This is a genomic window from Streptosporangium sp. DT93 (assembly GCF_049844535.1).
In the GTDB taxonomy this organism is placed as follows: domain Bacteria; phylum Actinomycetota; class Actinomycetes; order Streptosporangiales; family Streptosporangiaceae; genus Streptosporangium.
In genome coordinates, this window is record NZ_JBNCLF010000006.1 from 154,257 (window position 1) to 180,221 (window position 25,965).

The window sequence follows — 25,965 nt, forward strand, 5'->3', positions numbered from 1 at the left end:
GGGTGGCTGCCTCCGCACAGGGGAGCCGGATCCCGCGCCGTGCCCTCCTCGGGGTCTTCGGCGGGCTGTTCTGCGGCTACCTGGGACTCACCTCGGCGATCCCGGTGCTGCCGGGCTTCGTCAGGGAACGCTTCGGCGCGGGGGACCTCGCGGTCGGTCTGGTGGTCACGGCGACGGCGCTCACCGCGCTGCTGGTGCGTCCCGTCTCCGGCCACCTGGCCGACACCTACGGCCACCGGCGCGTCATGCAGGCGGGCGCGCTGCTCGTCGCCACCGGCGGCCTGCTCTACTTCCTGCCGCTCGGCCTGGGCGGTCTCGTGGCCGTCCGCCTGCTGCTCGGCGTCGGCGAGGCGGCGCTCTTCACCGCCGGTGCCGTCTGGGTCGTGTCGCTCGCGCCGCACGAGCGGCGCGGGCAGCTCATCGGGCTCTACGGCGTCAGCATGTGGGGCGGGATCTCGGCCGGGACCTTCCTCGGCGCCGTGCTGCTGGACCTCGGCTACGGCGCGGTCTGGGGCTTCAACGCCGCCGCCGCCCTCCTCGGGCTGCTGCTGATCGTCTCCGTTCCGGCGTCCTCCCGCGCGGCCCGGCCGGTCACGGAACCACAGGACGTGGAACCACAGGCCGCCGAACCACGGGTCGCCGGACAACCGCTCACGGAACCACGGGTCACGGAACCGGCGCTCAAGGAACCGCCGGTGGCGGAAGGACCGGCGAAGGACCCGCGCGGCAGGTGGGAGACCCTGCTGCCGCGTCCCGCCCTGCTGCCCGGCCTGGCGCTCGCGCTCGCCGCCGCCGGATACGCCGGCGTCGCCGCCTTCGTCGTCCTGCACCTGCAGGCCAGGGGCACGGGATCGGGCGTCGTGGCGCTCAGCGTCTTCAGCGCCGTCTACGCCGGTACGCGGCTGGTCATCGGCCACCTGCCGGACCGGCTCGGGGCGCGCCGGGTCGCGACCTGGTCCGGCATCGGGGAGGCCGCAGGCCTGCTGATCATCGCCCTGGCGCCGAACCTGCCCGTCGCCGTGATCGGCAGCGTGGTCATGGGCGTCGGGTTCTCGCTGCTGCACCCCTCGCTGGCCCTGATGGTGATGGACCGCACCGACCCCTCCCGGCAGGGGGCCGCGCTCGGCGCGTACACCTCCTTCTGGGATCTGGGCCTGAGCGTCTGGGGGCCGCTGCTCGGGATGGTCGCGGCGGGTCTGGGGTATCCCGCCGTCTTCGTCGCCGGAGCCTGCTGCGCGGCGGTGGCCGTGGCGGTGGCGCTGAGCGTCCGCCGGCCGGACGCGGAGCCGGCGGCGTCGAGTCGAGTCAGGAGCACGCCTTGAACACATCGGACCGGTCCCCGCTCACGATCCTGTGCGTCACCGGATGGTGCCGCAACGGCAGCACCATCATCGGCAACATCCTCAACGAGGTCCCGGGGGTCTTCCACGTCGGCGAGCTGCACTTCCTGTGGATGAACGCCGTGGGCAGGGGCTCGAACACCTCCTGCGGCTGCGGCAGGCCGCTCGTCGAGTGCCGGATCTGGTCGGAGGTCCTGCGATCCGTCCGGCCCGCCGGGCTCTCGGCGGAGGCGCACGCCGCCGTCGTCCGCCGCCGCCAGCTGTCGTGCGTGCGGACCCGGCACACCTGGCGCGTCCTGCGCCGGGGCCTGTACCGCGACGACGTCCGCGAGCACGCCGAGCTGATGTCGCGGACCTACCACGCCATCGCCGGGGCGACGGGCGCGCGCGTGATCGTGGACACCACCAAGATCCCCGGCGAGGCGGCCCTGCTGCCCCACCTCGACGGGGTGCGGCCCTACTACGTCCACCTGGTACGCGACCCGCGGGCGGTCGCCCAGTCCTGGAGCAGGGAGAAGGAGTACTGCTACGTCATGTCGTCGCCGAAGAGCACGGCCTACTGGCACGGCTTCAACGTGGCCTCGCAGGCGATCCTCCGGCACAACAGGGAACGGTCGGTGTTCCTGCGCTACGAGGACTTCATCGCCGACCCCGCAGGGACGATCGACAGGCTGCTCCGGTTCTGCGGCGCCGGCCCGGACGGCAACCCGATGCGCGGCCGGACGGTCGACCTGCGTCCCAACCACACCGTCACCGGAAACCCGGACCGCTTCCACGCGGGCACGACCCTCATCAGGGAGCGGGACGACTCCTGGACGACCGAGCTCGCGTGGCCGGCCCGGCTGGCCGCGACGACGCTGTCCTGGCCGCTCTTCGGCCGCTACGGCTACCCCCTCGGCGGCCCCCGCACACCCGCACACCGGTAAGCCCCGTACACCCGTAAGACCCGCACACCCGCGAACCCCGTACACCGGAGTCACCGGCGGGCGTCCGGCAGGCACAGAGGAGGACGGTTGGACCTGGGACTCGACGACAGGGTCGCGCTCGTCGCCGGAGGATCGAGCGGGCTCGGTCTCGCCACGGCCATGGAACTGGCCAGGGAGGGCGCGCACGTCGCGATCGGCGCGCGCGATCCCGGCCGCCTCGCCGAGGCGGAACGACGCCTGAAGGAGGTGGCGCGCGGGCGCGTCCACGCCACCCGCGTCGACATCACCGACGAGGCCGCGGTCCGCCGCTGGGTCGACGACGTCGCCGCCGGCCTCGGCGCGCTCCACATCGTCGTGGTCAACGGCGGCGGCCCGCCGATCGGCACGGCCACCCGGTTCGAGCCGTCCGAGTACCGGGGAGCCGTCGACCGGGTGCTGCTGCCCGCGGTGACCCTCGCCCTGGCCGCGCTGCCGCACCTGCGGGCCGCGCGCTGGGGACGGCTGCTCTTCGTGACCTCGGAGACGGCGAGCGTTCCCGTCGCCCAGCTCGCGCTCTCGGGGATGACGCGTGCCGCCGTCGTCCGCTTCGCCCAGTCCCTCGCCTCGGAGGTCGGCCGCGACGGCATCACCGTCAACGTGCTGGCGCCCGCCGCGACCCGTACCCCGGCGGTGGAGCGGGCCGCGGCGAAGCTGGCCGGGGACGACGGCGACCCCGAGGCGGAACTGCGCGCCATGGGGCGGCACAACGCGCTGGGCCGCATCGCGACGCCGGAGGAGTTCGCCGCCGTCGCCGCCTTCCTGGCGGGGGAGCGCGCCTCCTTCGTCACCGGCGTGGTCCACCTGATCGACGGCGGCGCCAGCGTGGTGGGACCCGCGGCCCCCCACCTCACCTCCGCGGCCAAGGACACCTACACCTGACCCCGAGCCCCCGACCTCACCTCCGCGGCCAAGGACACCCACACCCGACGACCCGAGCCCCCGCGACCGAGACCGTCCACCCCCGCCGGCCACGGAACCCCGTGGCCGGGACACCCGCGCCCGGCGACCCCGCCGGACCCGGGACCCGCCGCACCGGCGAGCACCAGGAAGGAACCCGTGATGTCAGTGACCGGCCACGCGTACACCGAGAGGGACGTCGAGGACTTCTTCGACCAGACCCTGCGCACCTATCTGAGCTTCTGGGACGGCGACGGCGTCCTGCACACCGGGTACTTCGCCGGCGACACCGACGACGACTACCGCGCCGCCGCCGAGCGGACGTCGGAGATCCTGGCCGCGGACGCGATGATCGACGGCTCCTCCTACGTGCTGGACGCCGGCTGCGGCTGCGGCAACTTCCTGCTCCACCTGGCCGGGCGGTTCGGCTGCCGCGGCGAGGGGCTGGACCTCAGCGCCGAACGCGTCACGTTCGCGCAGGAGGCGCTGAGGACGCGCGGCGGGCTCGACCTGACGTTCCGCCAGGGGTCGGTGACGCGGATGCCCTACGAGGAGGGAACCTTCAGCCACGTCGTCAGCCAGGACGCGCTCTGCCTGGTGCCCGACAAGGCGACCAGCCACACCGAGATCCACCGCGTCCTGCGCCCCGGCGGGATCTTCGCCTTCTCCGACTTCCTCCAGCCCAAGGAGGAGGTCGGCGAGCGCGCCCGCAAGCACGTCTACGACCGGGTGAGGTGGAACGGGGGCTTCTCGTTCGTCGGCTACCAGGCCGCCCTGGAGCGGGCCGGCTTCGAGATCCTCCTGGCCCGCAACCTGGAGAGCCACATCCGGCAGACGTACCGCGTGCTGGGGAAGACCGCCGCCGAGCGCGCCGAGGCGACGACGGACACCGCGGCCCGCGAATGGATGCTGGCCTTCTCCGAGTCCTGTGCGGAGATCCAGATCGCCATCGACGAGGGCGAGTTCGGCTGGGGCATGTTCGTCGCCCGCAGGCCGCACACCGCCACGTCCTGACGCCGGCCCCTACCGAGCAGTTCCCGGACCACCAGTGAGTGAGGAAGTCATGCAGCGCGACGAAGGCGTGAAGCGGACGATGGCGGAAGTCGTCGCCCAACGGAAGAACGAGATGTCACCCGGCCGGATGTTCGTGGAGGCCTGCGCCGCCAAGGGACTGGAGGCCTCCGTCGAGTACGACGTGACGATCACCGACTCGCTGACCAGCTCGCGCAGGAAGCCCCGCTACCCGGCGCGCAACATGCTCAAGGTCGTCGACCTGTCCCGCGACCCCCGGCGCTTCTACTGGCACGAGAGCCCGCCCCGGCCGGGCGACCCCGAGGTCGACGAGGCCGACCTGAGGCGGGAGGCGGCCAACCGCTTCCACCGGTCGCCGATCCCCGAACTGCACACGACCACGGCGTGGGTGCAGGTCCCGCCGGAGCTGTGGGAGGACCCCGAGACGTTCGAGTCCTTCATCAACTACCGGCTGATCGTCCGCCTCGGCACGGCCGAGAACCACACGATCATCCGCGGCGAGGGCGGGCTGCTGAACATCCCGGGCATCCCGCGCATGACGTCGAAGGGGCCGTTCACCTCGACGATCCTGGCGGCCTGCAACGAGGCGGAGCAGATGGGGGGAACGGCCGACGGGCTCATCATCAACCCCGTCGACTACTACCGGTTCATGGGACAGGGCAGCCTGATGGACGACCTGGAGAGGAACGGCGTCTTCATCGTCAGGACCCGCCTGGTCGACCCGGGGACCGCCATCGTCGGCGACTTCGGGCACGGCGCCCAGCTCTTCGACGCCGGACGCTCGGTGATCCGCTTCGAGGAGCCGCCGCCGGGCACCTTCGCCGAGCCCGGCATCGCGCTCAAGGCCGAGATCTACGAACGGGTCGTGGTCAACCTGCTGACCAACGTCTTCATCGTGACCCTGTAGAGGCCCGCACAGGAAGGACGCGACCATGACGGCGATGCCCGCCCCGAAGACCCCCCAGCCCATCCGGTACGACCCGGACGCCCTCGTCGTCGGCGGCGGCATCGTCGGCCTGTTCTGCGCCTACCACCTGCGCCTCGCGGGCCTGAACGTGACCGTCGTCGAACGCGGGCCGATCGGCGGCCCGCAGTCCTGCTCGTACGGCAACACGGGCTTCGTCGGCACCCAGGGCGCGCTCCCGCTGGCCGAACCCGGCGTGATGGCCCAGGGAATGCGCTGGCTGCTCGACCCGGAGAGTCCCTTCCACATCAGACCCCGCCCGGACCCCGCCCTGCTGCGGTGGCTCTGGCACTTCCGCCGGGCCTGCAACGAGCGGGACGCGAGGGCGGGCTTCCGGGTGCTCGTCGACATGAAGAAGCGGAGCCTGGACATCCTCCGCGAGCTCTGCTCCTCGGGCGACCTCGCCCCGGCCTTCGCCGCCCCGGGCATGCTGCTCACGTACCGGACGCGGGAGGGGTTCGAGAAGGCGTGCCGGTCGGTGCCCGCGACGGTGGCCGGCGGGGTGCCGCTGCGGGTGCTGGGGCCGGGGGAGCTGCGCGAGCTCGAACCGGACGCCGAGTTCGACGTCCACGGCGCCCTGTACAACGAGGAGGGCGCCTACCTGCGCGTCCCCGAGTTCGTCACCGGGCTGGCCCACCGGCTGCGGGAGATGGGCGTCGAGATCCACGAGGGAACGGAGGTCGTCGGCTTCACGGCCGGGGCAGGGAAGGTCAGGCGGGTCAGGACCACGCGCGGTGACTTCACCCCCGCCGAGACGGTCGTCGCCGCCGGGACGTGGTCGGCGGAGTGCGCCGGGGAGCTCGGCGTCGGCCTCGACCTGCAGCCCGCCAAGGGCTACTCGATCACGGTCAAGACGCCGGCGGGCGCCCCCCGGCTGCCGGTCCTGTTCGGCGAGGGGAAGGTCGCGCTCGTACCGCTCGGGGACCGCCTGCGCTTCGGCGGGACCCTGGAGCTGTCGGGCATGGACGCCACGATCTCCCGCCGCCGGGTGGACGGCATCCTGCGCACCGTCCACACCTACCTCCCGGCGCTGGAACGGACCGAGATCCTGGAGACCTGGAGCGGTTTCCGCCCCTGCAGCCCGGACGGGCTGCCCTTCCTGGGACGAGCCGGCTCCTACCGCAACCTCTCCGTCGCGTGCGGCCACGGCCACATCGGCATGGGCCTCGCGCCGGTCAGCGGGAGGCTGATCGCCCAGATCGTCACCGGGGAGCGACCCGAGATGGACCTCACGCCGCTGCGGCCCGGACGCTACGGCGGCCGGTTCCCGCGCCGGCGGCTCCGGCACTGAACGCGGGCCGCCCCGCGTCCGGCCGCCGGGCCCGTCCCGCGGGACGGGCCGTTCACCGCGACACCGTCCCAGACGGGAGAGGACCGAGATGAAAGCCGAGACCGAGCCCAAGACCGAGACCGAGCCCGACACCGAGACCAGGACCGGACCCGAGTCCCGGGCCGAGTCCCGCGCCGAGTCCCGGGTGGGGAAGGGGCACGACGTCGCCGTCGGCGTCATCTGCATGGACACCTCGTTCACCAAGATCCCAGGTCACATCCGCAACCCGGCCACCTTCGGCTTCCCCGTCCTCTACCGGGTCGTGGAGGGCGCGACCGCCGAACGCGTGGTGACCCAGGCCGACCCCGCGCTGCTCGGCCCGTTCGTCGACGCGGCCCGGGACCTCCAGGCGCGGGGCGCGGCGGCCGTCACCAGCGGCTGCGGCTTCCTCGCCATCTTCCAGAGGGAGCTGGCCGACGCGGTCACGGTGCCGCTGTACTCCTCCAGCCTGATCCAGGTGCCCATGGTCGCCCGCATGATCCGTTCCGACCAGAAGGTCGGCCTGCTGGTCGCCAAGGAACGCTCCCTCACCCGGCGCCACCTGGCGGGAGTGGGGGCCGAGGACGTCCCGGTCTGTGTGGCGGGCATGGAGGAACAGCCGGAGTTCCGCGAGGTCATGCTGGAGGCCCGCCGCCCCGATCTCGACGCCGCCCGCCTGGGCCGCGAGGTGCTCGCACAGGCCGAACGGCTGGCCAGGGAGAACCCCGACATGGGGGCGCTCGTCATCGAGTGCACCGACCTGGTGCCCTACGCGCACGCCGTCCAGGAACGGATCGGCCTGCCGGTCTTCGACATCGTGACGCTCACCGAGATGGTCCACCACGGCCTCACCCGCACCCCCTACGGTGCCCGCTGAACGAGCACCGCACGGCCGGGCCGCCACGCGAACGGACGCCGCGTCCTCGTGCCCGGGACACCGTCCCGGGCACGAGGAGCGCGCACTCACCCCTTGTAGTTGAACACCTGGCGCAGGGTGTGCCGGACCGCGACCAGGTCCTTCTGGTCGTCCATCACCTGGTCGATCGGCTTGTACGCCTCCGGGTGCTCGTCCACCAGGGCGGCGGCCCGGTTCGCGTTCCAGGTGCGGCCGCGCATCGCCTCGGTCAGCGACGCCGCCGACAGCTCCCGCCTTGCCCTGGTACGCGACATCCTGCGGCCCGCCCCGTGGGAGCAGGAGTTGTACGACAGCGGGTTGCCCAGACCGCGCACGATGTACGAGCGCGTCCCCATCGAACCCGGGATCACGCCCTCGTCACCGGTGTCGGCCTTGATGGCCCCCTTGCGGGTGATCCACAGGTCCTTGCCGTCGTGCTTCTCCCGCTGGGTGAAGTTGTGGTGGCAGTTGATCGTCCTGATCCGCTCGCCCCCGCCGACGACGCGGAACAGCGCGTCGCTCAGCACCGCGTCCATCCGGGCACGCGAGGCCATGGCGTACGCCTGCGACCAGAGCATGTCCTCGATGTAGGCGGTGAACTCCGGCGTGTTCTGCACCAGGTAGGCCAGGTCCGGGTCCTCCAGGCCGACCTCCTGCCGCTTCATCAGCTTCTTGGCGTCGACGATGTGCTTGGTGGCGAGCTGGTTGCCGATGCCGCGCGAACCCGAGTGCAGCACCGTCCAGACCCGGTCACGCTCGTCGAGGCAGACCTCGACGAAGTGGTTGCCGGACCCGAGGGTGCCGAACTGCAGCGAGACCTTCCTCTCCTGCTGGGGGGTCAGGCCGGTGTGCGGGCGGCCGAGGTCGTCCAGCGCGCGGTCCAGCGACGGGTCGTCGTGCCCCTTGCCGACACCGGCCGGGATGCGCCTCTCCACCAGCGGCATCAGCGCGGCGAGGGTGTCGGGCAGGTCGGCGGCGGTGAGCGTGGTCTCGGTCGCGACCATGCCGCACCCGATGTCGACGCCCACGGCGGCCGGGATGATCGCTCCCTCGGTGGGGATCACCGATCCGACCGTCGCGCCGATCCCGACGTGCGCGTCGGGCATGAGGGCGACGTGGCCGGAGACGAACGGCAGGCGGGCGGAGCGCGCGGCCTGCGTGATCGTGCCCTCGTCGATCTCGCTGGCCCACGAGACCAGGTTCGGTGCGGGACGGTTCGGCATGATGATCTCCTTCGTTGCGAGATCCAGTCTGCTGCCGGCGAAGCGAGAATCCCACCCATTTTATCCGGCACCACGCCGCCCCTCGCCGCAGCCGGAACCGCAGCCGAACCCTCGGCCGAGACCGCGACCGCGACCGCGAACAAGACCGGAACAGAAGTGTGAGGAATCAACCACTTCGGGGTGATGTTGAACCGGTGACGGCCCGTCCGGGGCCGGGCGGGTGGTAGGCCGTAGGCTGGTCCCCTGTTCGCACAGGCGACCGACCGGAAGGTGGCACTCCGTGTTGCAGGACTCGTTCGGGCGTGTGGCGACCGATCTGCGGGTGTCCCTCACGGACCGCTGCAACCTGCGCTGTTCCTACTGCATGCCCCCCGAGGGGCTGGAGTGGCTGCCCAAACCCGAGCTGCTGACCGCCGACGAGATCGTCCGGCTGGTCACCATCGGCGTGGAGCGGCTGGGGATCACCGAGGTCCGCTACACCGGGGGCGAGCCCCTGCTCCGCCGCGAGCTGGCCGACATCGTGTCCCGTACCGCCGTCCTGACCCCCGCCCCGCAGGTGTCGCTGACGACCAACGGGATCGGCCTGAGCCGGATGGCGGCCTCGCTGGCCGCCGCGGGCCTGAGCCGGGTCAACGTCTCCCTCGACACCCTCGACCGCGAGACCTTCAAGCGGCTCGCCCACCGCGACCGGCTGGACGACGTGCTGCGCGGCCTGGAGGCCGCCGACGCCGCCGGACTGCGCCCGGTCAAGGTCAACACGGTGCTGATGCGCGGGATCAACGACCACGAGGCCGTGCCGCTGCTCCGCTACTGCCTGGAGCGGGGATACGAGCTCCGGTTCATCGAGCAGATGCCGCTGGACGCCCAGCACGGCTGGACCCGGGAGAACATGATCACGGCCGACGAGATCCTCGCCCGGCTCGGGGAGGCGTTCCGGCTGACCGGCGACGACCCGGTGGAGCGCGGCAGCGCCCCGGCCGAGAGCTTCCTCGTCGACGGAGGCCCGGCCGGGGTCGGCGTCATCGGCTCGGTCACCCGCCCGTTCTGCGGCGCGTGCGACCGGGTGCGGCTCACCGCCGACGGGCAGATCCGCAACTGCCTGTTCGCCACCGACGAGTCGGACCTGCGGGCCGCGATGCGCTCCGGCGCCGGGGACGACGAGATCGCCGAGCGGTGGCGGTCCGCGGTCAGGATCAAGAAGGCCGGTCACGGCATCGACGACCCGTCCTTCCTGCAGCCCTCCCGACCGATGTCCGCCATCGGCGGATGACGACCCGCTACGACGCCTGCGTCCTGGCGGGCGGCCTCGCGCGACGGCTGGGCGGTCGCGACAAGCCCGGCATGCGCGTGTCCGGACGTCCCCTGGTCGAGTCGGTGGCCGCCGCCGTGGCCGGCGCGGACAGGCTGGTGATCGTCGGCCCGTCCCGCCCCGGGCTGCCGCGCGCGCTCTTCCGCAGGGAGGACCCGCCGGGCGGCGGCCCGATCCCGGCGCTCCGGGCGGGGATGGCCGAGGTGACCGCCCCATGGGTGGCGCTGCTCGCCGCCGACCTGCCGTTCCTGGAGGCCGGGCACGTCGCGGCGCTGCTGGAGGCGGTCTCAGGGGAGGAACCCGCAGGGGACCGGGAGCCGCCGGCCGGGGCGGTGCTCGCCGACGACGACGGCCGTGAGCAGTGGCTCGCCGGGGTCTGGCGGACGGAGGGCCTGAAGGGGGCACTCGCCCGTTACGAGGGCCGTTCGCTGCACGGCCTGCTGGCCCCGCTCTCCCCGGCCGTCCTTCGCCTCACCGGCCGGCCGTGGTTCGATTGCGACACCATGGACGATCTACGACGGGCCCGCGAGGCGAGGCCGGGTCCCGACGACGGGGACGCGGCGCCGTGAGACCGGCCTGACCGAGAACGACCGGCCTGACCGAGAACGACCGGCCTGACCGAGAACGAGGAGTGAGCGTTGAACGTGCTGGAGGAGTGGACCGCGCTGGTCTGCCGGGAGCTGGGCATCGATCCCGCGACGGTCGACCGTGACGAGCTGCTGGACCTGACCAGGGAGGTCGCGCACGGGGTCACCCGGCCGGCCGCGCCGCTGACGGCGTATCTGCTCGGCCTGGCCCAGGGGGCGGGGACGGCACCGCCCGGCACGGTGGAGAGATTGACCACCCTGGCGCGCGACTGGGAACAGGCGACGCCCGAGACATTGGGCGATAAATAACAAAACAACGAGTAAAATAAGCAATGTTTGATAAAAGGGCGACGCCGGGTGGTTACGGGGGCAAACCACCCGGCGTCGCTTCATCGGCGTTCCGACGGGGGCCCGGAACGCCGGCAACAGTGCCCCGACGGGGGACCAGGGCACTTGGTTAAAGCGTACACCTACTACCCTTGGGATGCGTCAAGACTTAGTCACGACCCGATCTCGCGTCGATGGCGCGGGATCTCGCTCTGTGTGTAATCCCCCAAGTCGGGGGCATCGGACGGCCCGCGTGGCGGCGCGTTGGCCCCGATCACGGCGGCGTATGGTAAAAAGATCGCTCCGGCGAAGAGCAGGAGCCGTACGGGCATCGGGGCGGGCACGGTGAAGGCGAGAATCAGGCAGAGCAGCCGGATCCCCATCTTGATGAAGTAGCTCTTCTCGCGCTTGCCGATGTCATCGCTCAGGGAGGGCTGTGCGTCGGTCACCTGATGAACCACCGGGCGTCTGCGCCATCCGTTCACGATTCCCAATCTAGGCCTCATAACGACCGGCTGAGAACGGTCATGCGGTCACCGCTTTCTGGGAACAAGCATGAGATGACAGATCGAACGTACCGGGTGACCGAAGTGGTCGGAACGTCGGGGGAGAGCGTCGAGGCCGCCGTGCGCAACGGCGTCCGCCGCGCCTCCAGGACCCTGCGCCATCTCGACTGGTTCGAGGTGACCGAGATCAGGGGGCACATCGAGGAGGGGGAGGTCGGCCACTTCCAGGTCTCGATGAAGGTCGGATTCCGCCTGGAGGACGACGAGGACGACTGAGCCTGTACGCCGGGCCCTCCGGTGACGCAGACTGCCGGGGTGGACGAGAGACGGAGCGGACGGGCACGGATCGCGCTGGCCGCGGCGATGGTCCTGCTGACGGGCTGCGCGGGCCCCGCGGACTCACCCGCCGGGGCCGTCGCCGGGCGCCCCGGGGCGGCCTCCGGGCCCGCCGCGACCCCGCGGCCCGCGGCACCACCGCGATCCGCCACGACGCCGGAAGCCGACACCACGCCGCGGGCGGGTACGACGTCGCGGCCCGGGTCAGGGGGGGACACACTGCTGCGCCAGAGCGCCACCGAGGTCGCGCGGACGATCCGCAGCCTCCGGAAGATCGACGATCTTCCGATGTACGAGATGACCTTCCACGGCTCCTACGACCGCGAGGCCCCCCTCGGCGAGGGGGAGCTGGCCGCCTCCGCCGACGGCTGGGCCTGCTCGCTGTTCGCCCTCGACGGTGACCGGCCGCTGTTCGGCCGCAACTTCGACTGGGACCCCAACCCGGCGCTGATCGTCCACTCCGACCCGCCCGACGGCTACGCCTCGGTCTCCGTCGTGGACCTGTTCCACCTGCTGGGCCGCTCGACCCCGCCTGACCCGGCCTCCGCCTCCGACCGCCGCAGGATGGCCCACGCGGTGCTCGCCCCGTTCGACGGCGTCAACGAGAAGGGCCTGGCGATCGGGATGGCCACCGCGCCCGAGGGCGGGCTGCCCAAGCCCTCTCCCGACCGCCCCGAGCTCGGCAGCGTGCGCGTCATCCGGATGATGCTCGACGAGGCGGCGACCGTGGACGAGGCGGTGGCGATCATGCGCCGCTACGACGTGGACTTCACCATCGGGCCGCAGGTCCACTACCTGATCGCCGACGCCACCGGCAGGTCGGTCGTCGTGGAGTACGCCCGGGGCAGGCTCAACGTCATCGACGACCGGATGCTCACCAACTTCACCATGACCGGCACCTCACCGGCCCAGCGCCGGGCCGACGGCCGCTACGGCACGCTCGCCCGGGGGCTGCCCGCGGCCAGGGACTGGAGTGACGCCATGGGCCTGCTCCGGAGCGTGGCCCAGACGCACACCCGCTGGTCGGTCGTCTACGACCTCACCGACGCCACCGCCCGGGTGGTGACGGGCCAGCGCTGGGACCGGGTGCACACCGTCCCCCTCTTCCAGCGCTGAACGGGGCCGGGCGGGGCCCGGACGCCCCCGCGAGCCACGCGGGGTCACGCGGGGTCACGCGGGGTCACGCGGGGTCACGCGGGGGCACGCGGGGGCACGCGGGGGCACGGTGCGAGGATGCCGCGTCCGAGGTTGTCGACCAGGGCGTCCGCGAACGCCGGGGTGAGCGGCTCGTCGGGCAGGAGGAGGCGGTGGTAGCAGGCGCCCCAGAGCTGGTCGACGACGACCTGCGGATCGACGTCCCGGCGGATCTGCCCGGCGTCCCTGGCCTCGGTGAGACGATCGACGGCGAGCCGCCTGCGGTCGCGCGAGTAGTTCTCCGACCAGGCCCTGGCGAGGTCGGGGTCGTCCTGGGCCGCGCCGACGAGGTGGGCGATCGCCTTTCCCACCTCGGGCCGCAGGAGCAGCGCCACGAAGGCGCGCAACTGGGTGCGGAGATCGTGTTCGACGTCGCCGGTCGAGTCGAAACGAAGCCGTTCCTCGACGTGCGCGAAGTACGCCTCCGCCGCCAGCGCCCCCGGTGATCGCCACCACTTGTAGATCGTGGCCTTGCTGGCGGGGGCCGCCCGCGCGACCCTGTCGAACGTGACGGCCGATATCCCGTCCTCCAGGAGGAGCCGGGCCGTGGTCTCGAGAACGGCCGCGCGCACCTCGTCCGCCGACCGCCTTCTGCGGCCCGGCGAAGGCCGTGGCGGGGCCGGTGCCGTCACGGGGGCCTCCTCGTCCGGCGATCCGCCGATGGGACTCACCTGCCTTGGGATCCAGGGGGACGGGGTCAGGCGATGCCGCCGTTGACGTACACGACCTGGCCGTTGATCCAGCGGGCGTCGATGAGGCCGAGCACCGACCGCGCGATGTCGTCCGGGGTGCCGAGCCGCTCCAGCGGGGCGAGGGAGGACAGGTGGTCGACGACCTCCTGCGGCTTCCCGTCGAGGAACAGCGGCGTCGCGGTCGGGCCGGGGGCGACCGCGTTCACGGTGATGTCGCGCCCGCGCAGTTCCCGCGCCAGGATCAGGGTGAGGGCCTCGACGGCACCCTTCGACGCGGCGTAGGCGCCGTAGTTCGGCTGCTGCAGGCGGGTCACGGACGTCGAGAAGTTGACGATGCTCCCGCCGGCGCGGACCACCCGGGCCGCGGCCTGGTTCACGACGAACGTCCCGCGGACGTTGGTCCGCTGCACCCGGTCGAAGTCGCCGAGGTCCATCTCCGCGATCGGCCCCAGGGGCATGACGCCCGCGGTGTGGACGACGACGTCGACACCGCCGAAGGCGGTGCGCGCCCGCTCGAACAGGTCCGCGATCCCGGTCTCGTCCGCCACGTCGGCCCCGGCGGTGATCGCCCGGCCACCGGCGGCCTCGACGGCCTCGGCCGCGGCCTGGGCGCGGTCCCGGTTCCCGCTGTAGTGGACGACGACGTCGAAGCGGCGGCCGCCGAGGTGCGCGGCCACGGCGCGGCCGATCCCGCCGGATCCGCCGGTGACGACGGCGACGCGCGAGGTTTCCGAGCCGGTCATGGGGCCTCTTCCGTCAGTGAACAATCTGTACACAGTGGAGCGTACGTCACTATGGACAAACTGTACAAACGCGGCGAGCGCGTCCGGTGGCCCCGCGGGGACACCGGACGCGCTCCGGCGCGGGACGTCAGCTGGCCTGGCTGACCGTCGACATGTTGAAGTCGGGCACCCGGACCGCGGGCATGATCGCGCGGTTGAAGTAGTCGCCCCACTCGCGCGGCAGGGTCTGCTCCGAGGCGCCCACCTCGGTCAGGCGGCGCAACAGGTCCACCGGGCTCTCGTTGAAGCGGAAGTTGTTCACCTCGCCCACGACCTCGCCCTTCTCCACCAGGTAGACGCCGTCGCGGGTCAGCCCGGTCAGCAGCAGCGTCTGCGGGTCGACCTCGCGGATGTACCACAGGCAGGTCAGCAGCAGGCCGCGCTCGGTGGAGGCGATCATCTCCTCCAGCGACCGGCCGCCCTCGGGCCCCCGCATGATCAGGTTGTCGATGACCGGGGTGACCGGCAGGCCGGTCAGCTCGGCCGTGTGCCGGGTCTGCAGCAGGCCGGCCAGCCTGCCGTCGGAGATCCAGTCGGTGGGCGCCAGCGGCAGCCCGTTGTCGAACACCGAGGTCTGCCGCCCGGAGGCGTGCGCCACCACGAACGGCGGGCACTCCACCCCGGGCGCCCCCGGGTCGGAGTACAGCCGGATCGGCAGCGGGGACAGCACGTCGCCGACGCGGGTGCCGCCGCCCGGCCGGGAGAAGACCGTGCGCCCCTCCAGGGCGTTGCGGGCCCCGGCCGTCCAGTACAGGTAGATCATCAGGTCCGCCACGGCCGTCGGCGGCAGCAGCGTCTCGTACCGGCCCGCGGGCAGGTCCACCCGGTTCCCGGCCCACGCCAGCCGCCTGGCCAGCACGGCGTCCAGGGCCGCCACGTCGACGTCGGCGAAGTCGCGGGTGGAGACCCCGGTCCAGGCCGAGCGTCTCATGTCGGGGGACTTGGCGTTGAGCTCCAGGCGGCCGGTGGGCTGGACGTGCCGGAGGCGGGCACCGGCCGAGGTGCCCACGAAGGTCGTCGTGACCCGGTGCTCGGCGAACCCGTACAGCCTGCGCCCGCCCGCCTCGGCCGCGGCGAAGGCCTCTCCCAGGGCGGGGGCGAAGACGCCGAAGACCCCGATCGAGGTCGGCTCGGCGGGATCGTCCCAGTCGCCGGAGCGGGTGCCCTCCAGCAGTGGGCGGGCGTCCTCGGACGGCCGCGCGTCCTCGGCGGCGTGGTCGGCCGCGGCCACCACGTCGTCGAGCCCGTCCGGCCCGACCGCCGCCCGCGACACCACGCCCACGCCCCGGCCCACGATGGAGATCACCGTGAGCTGGGACGAGCGCGACACACCGTTGGTGGTGAGGGTGTTGCCCGCGAAGCGCAGGTTGGCGCTCGACCCCTCCTCCACGATCACGACGACGTCGTCGGCCGTGGAGAGGTCGAGCGCCCTCTCGACCATCTCCTGGGGGCTCATCCCGTTCCTCTCCCGCCGGCCGTCGTGGTCACCGTGCTCCCCGCCCTGCTCTCCGTACGCGTTCACGTTCCACTCTCCCGGGCGGTGTTCAGCACGCGCACGCCGCGGAAGAGCGCCGACGGGCAGCCGTGGCTGACCGGGGCGATCTGTCCCGGCTGGCCCTTGCCGCAGTTGAAGGCCCCGCCCAGCACGTACGTCTGCGGCCCGCCGAGTGCCGCCAGCGATCTCCAGAAGTCGGTCGTGGTGGCCTGGTAGGCGACGTCGCGGAGCTGGCCGGCGAGGCGGCCGTTCTCGATGAGGTAGAACCGCTCGCCCGTGAACTGGAAGTTGTACCGCTGCATATCGATGGACCAGCTCCTGTCACCCACCACGTAGACGCCCCGGTCGACGCCGGAGATCAGCTCCTCGGTGGAGGGGCCGTCCGGCGCCGGGCGGAGCGAGACGTTGGCCATCCGCTGGATCGGGGTGTGGCCGGGGGAGTCGGCGAAGGCGCACCCGTTGGAGGCGCCCAGGCCCTTCAGCAGCGCCATCCGCCGGTCGAGCTGGTAGCCGACCAGGACGCCGTCGGAGACGATGTCGAACTCCCGGGTGGCGACGCCCTCGTCGTCGTAGCCGATGGTGGACAGGCCGTGCTCGACGGTGCGGTCACCGGTCACGTTCATCGCCTCGGAGCCGTACACCAGCTCGCCGAGCCGGTCGAAGGTGGCGAAGCTCGTCCCGGCGTAGGCCGCCTCGTACCCCAGGGCCCGGTCCAGCTCGGTGGCGTGCCCCACGGACTCGTGGACGGTCAGCCACAGGTTCGACGGGTCGATCACCAGGTCGTACAGGCCCGCCTCGACCGAGGGGGCCCGGAGCTTCTCGTCGAGCAGCTCCGGGATGCGGGCGAGCTCGGCGGGGAAGTCCCAGCCGGTGCCGGTGAGGTACTCGTACCCCCGGCCGACCGGCGGGGCGAGCGTCCGCGCCGAGTCGAAGCGGCCCTCCAGAACCCGCATCGCCTGCAGCCGGGGATGGACGCGCACCCGCTGCTGCGTGGTGACCGTCCCGGCCGTGTCGGCGTAGAACTTCTGCTCCTTGACCTGCATCAGCGACGCCTGCGTGTGGTCCACCCCGGGATCGCGCAGCAGGCCGCCCGACCAGTCGGCGAGCAGCGCCGCCTTGTCGCTCATCGGCACCTCGAACGGGTCGAGCTCGTAGGAGGAGACCCAGGTGACGTCGGCGTGCACCGGCTCGGGCGCCAGCTCCACGGGCTCGCGGTTGACCGCCGCGCAGACGACCGCCACCTCCACCGCCTGCTCGGCGACCGCGACGGCCGCCTCGGCGGTGAGCTCTATGCCTCCGGCGAACCCCCACGTGCCGTCCTTGACCACCCGCACGGCGTACCCCAGGGTGTCGGCGTCGATGGCCCCCTCGGTCGCGGTGTCGGACAGGCGCACGGTCTGGCCGCGGATCCGTTCCAGGCGGAAGTCGGCGTGCTCGGCGCCCAGGTCACGGGCACGCTGCAGGGCCGCGTCCGCCAGCCGCCGCAGCGGGAGGGCGAGGAAGTCGGCATCGATCTGGCGCATGTCGACGATCCTAGCGGCGTGATCTTGTCCCCCCCGGACAAGAGGGTTACCCCCCGGTAGCCGATACCGTCTGACCATGGCTCGCTCTGTTCTCGTAACCGGCGGCAATCGCGGCATCGGCCTCGCGATCGCCCGCGAACTCGCTCAGGCCGGCGACGACGTCGCCGTGACCTACCGATCCGGACAGCCCCCCGAGGGCCTGTTCGGCGTGCGCTGTGACGTCACCAGCACGGCGGACGTGGACGCCGCGTTCGCGAAGGTCGAGGCCGAGTACGGTCCGGTCGAGGTGCTCGTGGCCAACGCCGGCATCACCCGGGACACGCTGCTGCCGATGATGAAGGAGGAGACCTTCACCGAGGTCATCGACGCCAACCTCACCGGCGCCTACCGGGTCGCCAAGCGCGCCACCCGCGGCATGCTCCGCCTCAAGCGGGGACGCATCGTGCTCATCTCCTCGGTGGTGGCCATGCTCGGCTCGGCAGGGCAGAGCAACTACGCCGCCTCCAAGGCGGGCATGATCGGCTTCGCCCGGTCGGCGGCCAGGGAGCTCGGCTCGCGCAACATCACCGTCAACGTGGTCGCCCCCGGTTTCGTGGAGACCGACATGACGGCCGAGCTGGACGAGGTGTACCAGGAGCAGATCAGGAAGAACATCCCGCTGGGCCGCTACGCCAGCGCGGAGGAGATCGCACGCGTGGTCAGGTTCGTGGCCGGCGAGGACGCCGCCTACATCACGGGGGCCGTCATCCCCGTGGACGGCGGTCTGGGAATGGGGCACTGACATGGGAATCCTCGACGGCAAGCGACTTCTGATCACCGGCGTCCTCACCGACGCCTCCATCGCCTTCACGGTGGCCAAGCTGGCCCAGCAGGAGGGCGCGCAGATCGTGCTCACCGGCTTCGGCCGGCTCAGCCTGGTCGAGCGCATCGCCAAGCGGCTGCCCGAGCCGCCCCCGGTGCTGGAGCTCGACGTCACCAGCGAGGAGCACCTCGCCTCGCTGGCCGACCGGGTCGGCGAGCACCTCGGCGGGCTGGACGGGGTCGTGCACGCCATCGGCTTCGCCCCGCAGACCGCCCTGGGCGGCAACTTCCTGAACACCTCGTGGGAGGACGTGGCGACCGCCGTGCAGGTCTCCACGTACTCGTTCAAGTCGCTCGCGGTGGCCGCGCTCCCGCTGATGAAGGAGGGCGGCGCGATCGTCGGCCTGGACTTCGACGCGACGAAGGCCTGGCCGGTCTACGACTGGATGGGCGTGGCCAAGGCAGGGCTGGAGTCCTGCTCCCGCTACCTGGCCCGCGACCTCGGCAAGCAGGGCATCCGGGTGAACCTGGTCGCCGCGGGCCCGATCCGGACGATGGCCGCCAGGAGCATCCCCGGTTTCGTCGAGTTCGAGGACAGCTGGCCCGCCAAGGCGCCGCTCGGCTGGGACGTCAACGACCCGGGCCCGGCGGCCAAGGCGTGCGTGGCCCTGCTGTCGGACTGGTTCCCCGCGACGACGGGCGAGATCGTCCACGTCGACGGCGGCGTGCACGCCATCGGGGCCTGACCTTCTCGCATCCCTTCCGCGCCCTTTTCGCGTCCCGGCCGTGCCCTGATCGCCCCGCGGGGGATCGTCCGGCCGGGACGGGGCGCGGTCCGGCCGGGTGTTCCGGTGGCGGTCCGGCGGACGGGTCACCGTGGACGGATCACCGCGGGGCTCACCCGGGCGCCGTTCCGGTAGGCCCGGTGCCCGGGCCGCCCGCTCCTCAGGCCACCCGGTGGTGTCCCGGCGGAGCCGGCTCGAACGGTATCGACTCCGTGACCTTCCGCCTGCTGTACAGCAGGCGCACCGCGAGGATCGCCCCGACGAGCACCACCGTGGTGAGCACGGTGCCGGCCGTGTCGGACGACCTGCTAGGCGTCACCGGCCGCTCGTCCCGCATCTGCCGCTGGAGTTCCTGCATCAGCGGGGCCGGCCAGAGCAGTTCCACCCGGGGGGCCTCGGCGTCGACCACGGCCGACGGCCGGGGGGACGGCCTGCGGTCGTGGTCGACGACGAGCGGGCCCGTCTCCGGCGACCGCGGCGGCGCCTGCCAGGTCATCGCGGGCTCCGGGGCCCTGCGGGCGGGGGTGGGACTCGGGCTGCGGGAGGGCTCCGGGGTCGGCGACGGACTCGGGGACGCCTGCGGCGAGGCCGTTCCCTCCGCCGGGGCGTCGGCCGTCGGGGCGGGGCAGCCGGGGGAGCCCACGGGCCGGCAGGGGGTGTCGAGGGGTTTGGGCAGGTCCGACGTCCTGGCCGCCTGATCGCCGCCGGAGGCGTCGTGCCGCTCCTCGGGGGCGGGAGCGGGGGCGGGGGCCTTCGTGGTCGTGGCGCCCGGTGCCGGCGTCTCCTGCCCGGCGGGGGTCTCCTGCCCGGCGGGCGCCTCCTGCGGTGGGGGAGCCTGCTCGGCGTCGTTCCGCCTCTCCCTGCCCTGGCCCCTGGGACGGCCGTCGCCGGAGGGTGACGAGGGGGGCGGCGTGGTGATCGAGAAGGGGCTGGACAGGAGCGGGGACGGGGACAGGCCGCGGGTGAGCCCGCCCACGACCCCTCCCACCGCCCGGCAGACACCGCCGGTCACGGCCCCCAGCAGCCCTTCGTGATCACAGTCGTCGCCCCGCGCGGCGGATCGTGTGACGTCCACGGGCGTGACGTTCGCGGAGGTGACGCTCATGGGCGTGACCGCGGCCTGTGCGGCGCTCGCGGACGCGATCGCGAGCGCCGGGACCCCGCTCCCCAGCGCCAGCGCCAAGATGCCCGCGGACATCGCAGCTCGCACCCGTCTCCCTCCCCCGCGCCCGCATCGGCCGTGTCGCCTCGCCGATGTCCGGGCGTCCCCCGCCCACCTGGCTGACAGTTTTGTAGGGGGGCTCGCTTTTTCCACGTAAAGTCGCCATTCGGTATCGACTAGTAATACGTGAGACGCATTCTCATTCGCTTCCCTCAATGACGGGTCCCGGTCATGACCGTGCGAGCCGTCCTGCGCCGCGGCCTCCGTCAGGGCCCCCGTCGCGTTCCGTCCCGCGGTTCCGGTCACGCACCGCGTCACGGCTCGCGTCCGCACAACTCGTGCCGGCTCGCGTCACGGCTCGTGCCACGACCCGCGTCACGCCCGTCCCGCGTCTCAGTCGGCCGACACGTCGTCCAGCGCCTCCCTTATCTCCACCGGCAGCGTGAGATCCTCGGCCTGGAGCACCCCGGAGAGCTGCGCGTGCGTGCGGGCGCCGACGATGGCGGAGGTCACCCCCGGCTGGTCGCGTACCCACGACAGGGCCACCGACAGCGGCGAGACGCCCAGCCCCTCGGCCGCGGTCGTCACCGACTCCACCACCCGGCGGCACCGCTCGTCGAGGTAGGGCGTGACGAAGTCGGCGAGGTGCGGGGTCGCGGCCCGGGAGTCGGCCGGGATCCCGGTGCGGTACTTGCCGGTGAGGACCCCGCGCCCGAGCGGCGACCAGGCCAGCACGCCCGCGCCCACGTGCTCGGCGGCGGCGACCAGCTCGCGCTCGGCCTCGCGGGCCAGCAGCGAGTACTCCACCTGGGCCGCGACGATCGGCACCCGGCCGGGCACCGAGCGCTGCCCCACCGCGGCGGCGGCGAGCTGCCAGCCCGCGTAGTCGCAGACCCCGGCGTACGCGGCGCGGCCCGAGGACACGATGGCGTCCACGGCGGCCAGCGTCTCCTCCAGCGGGACGTCGGGGTCGAAGGCGTGCAGTTGCCACAGGTCGACCTCGTTGACGCCCAGACGGGTCAGGGAGGCGTCGATCGCGGAGATCAGGTGCTTCCTGGAGGCGTCGCGGGGGCGGCGTCCGGCCGGGGTGAGCACGGCCTTGGTGGACAGCACCAGCTCCGAGCGCGGCACCGAGTCGCGCAGCAGCCGGCCGAGCAGCCGTTCGGCGTCACCGCCCGTGTAGACGTCGGCGGTGTCGATGAGCGTGCCGCCCGCCTCGGCGAACGTGCGCAGCTGTGCCGCGGCCTCCTCGGCTCCGGTGTCACGCCCCCACGTCATCGTCCCCAGGCCCAGGCGGGACACCGACAGGCCGCTCCGGCCCACATAGCGCTGCTCCATGATCCGGCCAGGTTACCGCCCGGCCACTTAAAAGTAGTGGAGCGAGGGCTGCAAGACTTGGCCGCGTGACGACCTTGCTGCTGGCCAGACACGGCCTTACCCATCTCACCGGACCGGTCCTCGCCGGATGGACGCCCGGGGTCCACCTCAGTGACGCGGGCCGGGCCCAGGCGCGGGCCCTCGCCGAGCGGATGACCGGCCTGGAGCTCGACGCGATCGTCTCCAGCCCGCTGGAGCGCTGCCAGGAGACCGCGCAGGCGGTCGCCGAGGGGCGGCCGGAGGCCGAGGTGCTGACCGACGAGCGCTTCGGCGAGTGCCGCTACGGCGACTGGACGGGCCGCCCGATCGCCGAGCTCCTCAAGGAGCCGCTCTGGCCGGTCGTCCAGGCCCACCCGAGCGCGGTGACGTTCCCCGGCGGGGAGTCGATGCCGGCCATGCAGTACCGCGCCGTGACCGCCGTCAGGGAGTGGAACGAGCGTCTCGGCCCGGACGCGGTCTATCTCGTCTGCAGCCACGGAGACGTGATCAAGGCCATCGTGGCCGACGCCATGGGGCTTCACCTGGACCAGTTCCAGCGGATAACGGCGGATCCGGCCTCGCTCACCGCCATTCGCTACACCCCGCTGCGTCCCTTCGTGCTCAGGCTCAACGACGTCGGCGGAGATGTGATCGGATTGCGCCCGAAGAAGGGTTCGGAGGGTGGGGACGGGGGAGAAAATCCCACCGGGAGCGATGCCGCAGTCGGCGGCGGATCCGGGACCACGTAAGGTCGGTCTATGCCGGTCTTCGACTACGATCCACCCGAGAGATTCGTGGCCGGTGCCGTGGGGCAACCGGGAGCACGAACCTTCTTCCTGCAGGCTCGGGGCCAGGGCAGGCTGACCACCGTGGCGTTGGAGAAATTCCAGGTCGCGGCACTGGCCGACCGCCTCGACGATCTGCTCGACGAGGTGCTGCGCGGGGACGAGGGCGGTGTCCCGATCCCCGCCGTCCAGGCCTCGCCGGCCGACAACGCCCCCCTGGACGTGCCGATCAGCGAGGACTTCCGCGTCGGCACCATGGCGCTGGCGTGGGACTCCGAGGCGGCGCAGGTGGTCATCGAGGCCCAGGAGGCCGTCGCCGAGGAGGAGGATCTCGACCCCTCGGTGCTCGGCGAGCCCACGGTGCTGCGCGTGCACATCAGCCCCGGCGCCGCGCGGGCCTTCACCAGGAGGGCCCTGGCGCTCGTCGCCGCCGGGCGCCCGCCCTGCCCGCTCTGCGCCCAGCCCCTCGATCCCGAGGGGCACATCTGCGTGCGGCTCAACGGTTACCGGGGTAATAGCGCTTCATCTACCGGAGGAGGCGAATGAGTGCCGAGAGCGAGCCGACGCCGAGTGCGGCGCCGGCCAAGGAGCTCGACGAGGAGACCGCGACGCGTCTGCTCCGGAACGGGCACCTGGAGGTGGCGGGCCGCCTGGTCGAGGCGACCAACATGACGCTCTACTGCTCGGTACGGCTCGCCGGGCTCACGGCGGCCTGCGTGTACAAACCCGTGCGGGGGGAGCGGCCGCTCTGGGACTTCCCCGACGGCACCCTGGCCGCCCGCGAGGTCGCCGCCTACGAGGTGTCGGCGGCCATCGGCTGGCGGATCGTGCCACCCACCGTCTACCGCGACGGCCCGTTCGGCCCAGGCATGTGCCAGCTCTGGATCGACGCCGACCCCGAGATCGACCTGATGGCGCTGATCCGCAGCCGTCAGCCCTCGCTGCGGCGGATGGCGGTCTTCGACGCCGTCGTCAACAACGCCGACCGCAAGGGCGGCCACCTGCTGCCGCTCGCCGACGGCCACGTCTACGGCGTCGACCACGGCGTCTCCTTCTCCCCCGAGGACAAGCTGCGCACCGTGCTGTGGCAGTGGCGCGGCAAGCCGCTCTCGCGCGAGGCCATGAACGTCCTGACCCGCCTCGAACGGGATCTGGAGCAGGGGAGGCTCCGCGGCCGCCTGCGCGAGCTCCTCACCCCCGAGGAGGTCGAGGCCACCTGGATCCGGGTCCGCAGGCTTCTCGACACCGGCCTGCACCCGCTGCCCTCCAAGGACTGGCCCGCCATCCCGTGGCCGCCGATCTGAGCCCTCCCGCGGCGAGGGGACGACCGTGCCGCGCGGGACCCCGCCACGAGGCCGTGCCCGGTGAGGGCGTACTCTCCCGGCATGTGCACGGTTGTCGTCAGCATCGATCCGAGCGCCGAGATCCCCCTGATCGTGGTCGGGGTGCGCGATGAGTTCACCGAGCGACCCTGGGTCCCCCCGGCCGAGCACTGGCCGCAGGACCACCCTGGCCTGATCGGCGGACGCGACCTGCGGGGCGGCGGCACCTGGCTGGCGGTCGATCCCGGCGGCAGGCGGGTCGGAGCCGTCCTCAACGGGCGCGGCCTGCCCGCCCCGGCCAGGACGCGCTGCTCGCGAGGCGATCTTCCGCTGCTCGCGGCGGCCGGGGGACGCCTGTCCGAGAGCGGCCTGGGCCGCTACGACCCCTTCCACCTGCTCCGGGCCGACCCCGCAGGCGCCCGGCTGTGGCACTGGGACGGCATCGCGCTGAGCCAGGAGGACCTCCCGCCGGGAACCCACATGATCGTCAACAGCGGCTGGGAACGCGGCGAGGAGAACGAGCGCGTCGCGTTCTTCCGGCCGCTGTTCGCCGCCGCCGAACGCCCCTCGGGCCTCGGCGGCCCGTGGGAGAGGTGGCGCGAGCTGGCCACCGGCGCGGGGATCCCCTCCGAGGACCCCAGAACCATGATCATCAATCATGACCTGCCCGAGGGCGGGCCCTTCGGGTCGGTGTCGGTCACCCTTCTGGGCCTGGCGCCCGGCGGTGTCCACTACGAGTTCACCGCCGACCCCCGCGACCCGGCGGCCTTCCACGGCGTCCTGCCGGAATGATCGTGGAGCCGCCGGGGTTGGGGTGAGTAGCCCTGTATCCACCACCCCGGGGTGACCGGGATGGTCCGTCCCCTGGATAGGCTCCCTTTCTGACGCTCCCCCCATGGCCGGAGCCGCGCCGCCCGGCCCCCGAGGGCCGGACCCCCCGCCGGCACCGCGTGGCCCCGCGGCCGTTCCTCCCGGGGCTAGAATCCGGGGTCCCCACGCTGGAGGTATGTGATGAGATCGTGGTCGGCGCCGACGGTTCCCGGGTTGCCCGGTGCCGGTGTCCCGCTGCGGCTGTTCGACACGGCCGCGCGCGAGGTCGTCACCACGCGGCCGGGCGCCACGGCACGGATGTACGTCTGCGGCATCACGCCCTACGACGCCACCCATCTGGGCCACGCGAACACCTATCTCGCCTTCGACCTGGTCAACCGGGCCTGGCGGGACGCCGGGCACGAGGTGCACTTCACCCAGAACGCCACCGACGTCGACGACCCCCTGCTGGAGCGCGCGGAGCGGACCGGCATCGACTGGCGTGACCTGGCCGAGCGTGAGATCGAGCTGTTCCGGACCGACATGGAGGCGCTGCGCATCCTCCCGCCGCGCGACTACGTGGCCGTGACCGAGGTGATCGACCAGGTGGCGGACCTGGTCGAGGTGCTGCGCGACAAGGGCGCCACCTACGAGCTCGACGGGGACGTCTACTTCGACGTGTCCGCGGCCCCCAAGTTCGGGGCCGTCTCGGGCTACTCCGAGGAGCGGATGCTGGCCCTTTTCGGCGAGCGCGGGGGAGACCCCGGCCGGCAGGGCAAGAAGCACCCCCTGGACTGGCTGCTGTGGCGCGCCGAGCGCCCGGGGGAGCCGTCCTGGCCCTCGGCGTTCGGGCCGGGCAGGCCGGGCTGGCACATCGAGTGCACCGCCATCGCCCTGGCGAACCTGTCCTGCGGCTTCGACGTCGCCGGCGGCGGCTCCGACCTGATCTTCCCGCACCACGAGTGCGGGGCCCACGAGGGGCACGTGGCCTCCGGGGAGTGGCCCTTCGCCAGGGCGTACGTCCACGCGGGCATGGTCGCCCTCGACGGCGAGAAGATGTCCAAGTCCAAGGGCAACCTGGTCTTCGTCTCCCGCCTGCGCCGCGAGAGCGACCCGATGGCCATCAGGCTGGCCCTGCTGGCCCACCACTACCGCTCGGACTGGGAGTGGACGCCCGGCCTGCTGGCCTCGGCCGAGGTGCGGCTGGCGCGCTGGCGCTCGGCCGCGGGGCTGGCGGCGGGACCGGACGCCGGCGACCTGCTGGAGCGCGTACGCGCCCGGCTGGCCGACGACCTGGACGCCCCCGGCGCGCTCGCGGCCGTCGACGACTGGGCCGAGCGGGCACTGTCGGGGGGCGGGACCGACCCGGACGCTCCGGCCCTGGTCGGCCGGACCGTGGACGCGCTGCTCGGGATCGCGCTCTGACGGACTGAACGGCCGTCCGGACTGAACGGCCGTCCGGATCCGGCAGGGGTGCCGGGTCACCGGCCCTGGACGACCTCGCCTCGTCGCCGGATCTCGTCGAGGGCCCCTGCTTCGTCCCCGAACCCCGCCGACGGCCCCGGTCT

The 25,965-nt window shown here is 72.7% G+C and carries 27 protein-coding genes; 19 read left to right on the forward strand and 8 right to left on the reverse strand.

Annotation, left to right across the window (positions count from 1 at the left end; all coding sequences use genetic code 11):
• Nucleotides 1–2 precede the first annotated feature (2 nt).
• The 7 genes from ACLQ2R_RS15375 to ACLQ2R_RS15405 all read left to right on the forward strand — a co-directional run bounded on the left by ACLQ2R_RS15375 (nucleotide 3) and on the right by ACLQ2R_RS15405 (nucleotide 7,384).
• A complete protein-coding gene (locus ACLQ2R_RS15375) occupies nucleotides 3–1,322 on the forward strand; it encodes an MFS transporter (RefSeq protein ID WP_425960166.1) in 1,320 nt (439 codons plus the stop codon).
• A complete protein-coding gene (locus ACLQ2R_RS15380; RefSeq protein WP_425960167.1) occupies nucleotides 1,319–2,266 on the forward strand; it encodes a sulfotransferase in 948 nt (315 codons plus the stop codon). The genes ACLQ2R_RS15375 and ACLQ2R_RS15380 overlap by 4 nt, the downstream gene beginning before the upstream one ends.
• Nucleotides 2,267–2,353: 87 nt before the next feature.
• A complete protein-coding gene (locus tag ACLQ2R_RS15385) occupies nucleotides 2,354–3,184 on the forward strand; it encodes an SDR family NAD(P)-dependent oxidoreductase (protein ID WP_425960168.1) in 831 nt (276 codons plus the stop codon).
• Between the two features lie 180 nt (nucleotides 3,185–3,364).
• Complete coding sequence (locus ACLQ2R_RS15390) at nucleotides 3,365–4,216, forward strand: class I SAM-dependent methyltransferase (protein WP_425960169.1); 852 nt, start codon at nucleotides 3,365–3,367, stop codon at nucleotides 4,214–4,216.
• 49 nt (nucleotides 4,217–4,265) lie between these two features.
• Entirely contained in the window at nucleotides 4,266–5,141 is an 876-nt protein-coding gene (locus ACLQ2R_RS15395; protein ID WP_425960170.1) for a family 3 encapsulin nanocompartment shell protein, read from the forward strand.
• A 25-nt stretch (nucleotides 5,142–5,166) separates the two neighbouring features.
• Nucleotides 5,167–6,489 carry an NAD(P)/FAD-dependent oxidoreductase gene (locus ACLQ2R_RS15400; RefSeq protein WP_425960171.1) on the forward strand — a complete coding sequence of 441 codons (1,323 nt, stop codon included), beginning with the start codon at nucleotides 5,167–5,169 and terminating at the stop codon, nucleotides 6,487–6,489.
• A gap of 88 nt (nucleotides 6,490–6,577) precedes the next feature.
• Nucleotides 6,578–7,384, forward strand: a complete 807-nt coding sequence (locus ACLQ2R_RS15405) for an aspartate/glutamate racemase family protein (RefSeq protein ID WP_425960172.1) — start codon at nucleotides 6,578–6,580, stop codon at nucleotides 7,382–7,384.
• Between the two features lie 86 nt (nucleotides 7,385–7,470).
• On the opposite strand, the gene ACLQ2R_RS15410 is transcribed toward ACLQ2R_RS15405, so the two are convergent.
• Nucleotides 7,471–8,625 carry an RtcB family protein gene (locus ACLQ2R_RS15410; RefSeq protein ID WP_425960173.1) on the reverse strand — a complete coding sequence of 385 codons (1,155 nt, stop codon included), beginning with the start codon at nucleotides 8,623–8,625 and terminating at the stop codon, nucleotides 7,471–7,473.
• A gap of 280 nt (nucleotides 8,626–8,905) precedes the next feature.
• Here ACLQ2R_RS15410 and moaA point away from each other — a divergent pair, with 280 nt between their 5' ends.
• The 3 genes from moaA (at nucleotide 8,906) to ACLQ2R_RS15425 (ending at nucleotide 10,830) form a co-directional block, all read left to right on the forward strand.
• Nucleotides 8,906–9,895, forward strand: coding sequence for a GTP 3',8-cyclase MoaA (gene moaA / locus ACLQ2R_RS15415; RefSeq protein WP_425960174.1), 990 nt, complete (start codon nucleotides 8,906–8,908; stop codon nucleotides 9,893–9,895).
• Nucleotides 9,892–10,503 carry a molybdenum cofactor guanylyltransferase gene (gene mobA / locus ACLQ2R_RS15420; RefSeq protein ID WP_425960175.1) on the forward strand — a complete coding sequence of 204 codons (612 nt, stop codon included), beginning with the start codon at nucleotides 9,892–9,894 and terminating at the stop codon, nucleotides 10,501–10,503. The genes moaA and mobA overlap by 4 nt, the downstream gene beginning before the upstream one ends.
• Before the next feature lie 75 nt (nucleotides 10,504–10,578).
• A complete protein-coding gene (locus ACLQ2R_RS15425; RefSeq protein WP_425960467.1) occupies nucleotides 10,579–10,830 on the forward strand; it encodes a DUF6457 domain-containing protein in 252 nt (83 codons plus the stop codon).
• 191 nt (nucleotides 10,831–11,021) lie between these two features.
• Here the strand turns inward: ACLQ2R_RS15425 and ACLQ2R_RS15430 are convergent, their stop codons facing one another.
• Nucleotides 11,022–11,333: a DUF3099 domain-containing protein gene (locus tag ACLQ2R_RS15430; protein WP_386233783.1), complete on the reverse strand. Its 312-nt coding sequence runs from the start codon at nucleotides 11,331–11,333 to the stop codon at nucleotides 11,022–11,024.
• Nucleotides 11,334–11,408: 75 nt separating this feature from the next.
• On the opposite strand from ACLQ2R_RS15430, the gene ACLQ2R_RS15435 reads away from it, so the two are divergent.
• Together ACLQ2R_RS15435 and ACLQ2R_RS15440 are read left to right on the forward strand one after the other, a co-directional pair.
• Entirely contained in the window at nucleotides 11,409–11,630 is a 222-nt protein-coding gene (locus tag ACLQ2R_RS15435) for a dodecin (protein ID WP_425960176.1), read from the forward strand.
• A 39-nt stretch (nucleotides 11,631–11,669) separates the two neighbouring features.
• Nucleotides 11,670–12,806, forward strand: coding sequence for a linear amide C-N hydrolase (locus ACLQ2R_RS15440; protein ID WP_425960177.1), 1,137 nt, complete (start codon nucleotides 11,670–11,672; stop codon nucleotides 12,804–12,806).
• Nucleotides 12,807–12,880: 74 nt separating this feature from the next.
• On the opposite strand, the gene ACLQ2R_RS15445 is transcribed toward ACLQ2R_RS15440, so the two are convergent.
• The 4 genes from ACLQ2R_RS15445 to ACLQ2R_RS15460 form a co-directional block, all read right to left on the reverse strand.
• Nucleotides 12,881–13,516, reverse strand: coding sequence for a TetR-like C-terminal domain-containing protein (locus ACLQ2R_RS15445; protein WP_425960178.1), 636 nt, complete (start codon nucleotides 13,514–13,516; stop codon nucleotides 12,881–12,883).
• 65 nt (nucleotides 13,517–13,581) lie between these two features.
• On the reverse strand, nucleotides 13,582–14,319 hold the full coding sequence (locus tag ACLQ2R_RS15450; RefSeq protein ID WP_425960179.1) for an SDR family oxidoreductase: 738 nt from the start codon (nucleotides 14,317–14,319) through the stop codon (nucleotides 13,582–13,584).
• A 127-nt stretch (nucleotides 14,320–14,446) separates the two neighbouring features.
• Entirely contained in the window at nucleotides 14,447–15,814 is a 1,368-nt protein-coding gene (locus tag ACLQ2R_RS15455; RefSeq protein ID WP_425960468.1) for a metallopeptidase TldD-related protein, read from the reverse strand.
• Between the two features lie 62 nt (nucleotides 15,815–15,876).
• Nucleotides 15,877–17,376 (reverse strand): TldD/PmbA family protein, encoded by a 1,500-nt coding sequence (locus ACLQ2R_RS15460; RefSeq protein ID WP_425960180.1) that lies wholly within the window; start codon nucleotides 17,374–17,376, stop codon nucleotides 15,877–15,879.
• Nucleotides 17,377–17,452: 76 nt separating this feature from the next.
• Here ACLQ2R_RS15460 and ACLQ2R_RS15465 point away from each other — a divergent pair, with 76 nt between their 5' ends.
• Nucleotides 17,453–18,157 carry a beta-ketoacyl-ACP reductase gene (locus ACLQ2R_RS15465; protein WP_362807901.1) on the forward strand — a complete coding sequence of 235 codons (705 nt, stop codon included), beginning with the start codon at nucleotides 17,453–17,455 and terminating at the stop codon, nucleotides 18,155–18,157.
• 1 nt (nucleotide 18,158) lies between these two features.
• Nucleotides 18,159–18,923 carry an enoyl-ACP reductase FabI gene (gene fabI / locus ACLQ2R_RS15470; RefSeq protein ID WP_425960181.1) on the forward strand — a complete coding sequence of 255 codons (765 nt, stop codon included), beginning with the start codon at nucleotides 18,159–18,161 and terminating at the stop codon, nucleotides 18,921–18,923.
• 199 nt (nucleotides 18,924–19,122) lie between these two features.
• Here the strand turns inward: fabI and ACLQ2R_RS15475 are convergent, their stop codons facing one another.
• Nucleotides 19,123–20,172 (reverse strand): hypothetical protein, encoded by a 1,050-nt coding sequence (locus tag ACLQ2R_RS15475; protein ID WP_425960182.1) that lies wholly within the window; start codon nucleotides 20,170–20,172, stop codon nucleotides 19,123–19,125.
• 345 nt (nucleotides 20,173–20,517) lie between these two features.
• Nucleotides 20,518–21,462: an aldo/keto reductase gene (locus tag ACLQ2R_RS15480; RefSeq protein WP_425960183.1), complete on the reverse strand. Its 945-nt coding sequence runs from the start codon at nucleotides 21,460–21,462 to the stop codon at nucleotides 20,518–20,520.
• Between the two features lie 65 nt (nucleotides 21,463–21,527).
• Here ACLQ2R_RS15480 and ACLQ2R_RS15485 point away from each other — a divergent pair, with 65 nt between their 5' ends.
• The 5 genes from ACLQ2R_RS15485 (at nucleotide 21,528) to mshC (ending at nucleotide 25,822) form a co-directional block, all read left to right on the forward strand.
• Nucleotides 21,528–22,229, forward strand: coding sequence for a histidine phosphatase family protein (locus ACLQ2R_RS15485; RefSeq protein ID WP_425960184.1), 702 nt, complete (start codon nucleotides 21,528–21,530; stop codon nucleotides 22,227–22,229).
• A 9-nt stretch (nucleotides 22,230–22,238) separates the two neighbouring features.
• Nucleotides 22,239–22,811: a DUF3090 domain-containing protein gene (locus ACLQ2R_RS15490; protein WP_425960185.1), complete on the forward strand. Its 573-nt coding sequence runs from the start codon at nucleotides 22,239–22,241 to the stop codon at nucleotides 22,809–22,811.
• Nucleotides 22,808–23,569, forward strand: a complete 762-nt coding sequence (locus ACLQ2R_RS15495; RefSeq protein ID WP_425960186.1) for an SCO1664 family protein — start codon at nucleotides 22,808–22,810, stop codon at nucleotides 23,567–23,569. Before ACLQ2R_RS15490 ends, ACLQ2R_RS15495 begins: the two co-directional genes overlap by 4 nt.
• A gap of 81 nt (nucleotides 23,570–23,650) precedes the next feature.
• The gene (locus ACLQ2R_RS15500) at nucleotides 23,651–24,379 is read left to right on the forward strand and encodes an NRDE family protein (protein ID WP_425960187.1); all 729 of its coding nucleotides are present in this window, start codon (nucleotides 23,651–23,653) and stop codon (nucleotides 24,377–24,379) included.
• Nucleotides 24,380–24,598: 219 nt separating this feature from the next.
• A complete protein-coding gene (mshC, locus tag ACLQ2R_RS15505) occupies nucleotides 24,599–25,822 on the forward strand; it encodes a cysteine--1-D-myo-inosityl 2-amino-2-deoxy-alpha-D-glucopyranoside ligase (protein WP_425960188.1) in 1,224 nt (407 codons plus the stop codon).
• The last annotated feature ends 143 nt before the right edge of the window (nucleotides 25,823–25,965 follow it).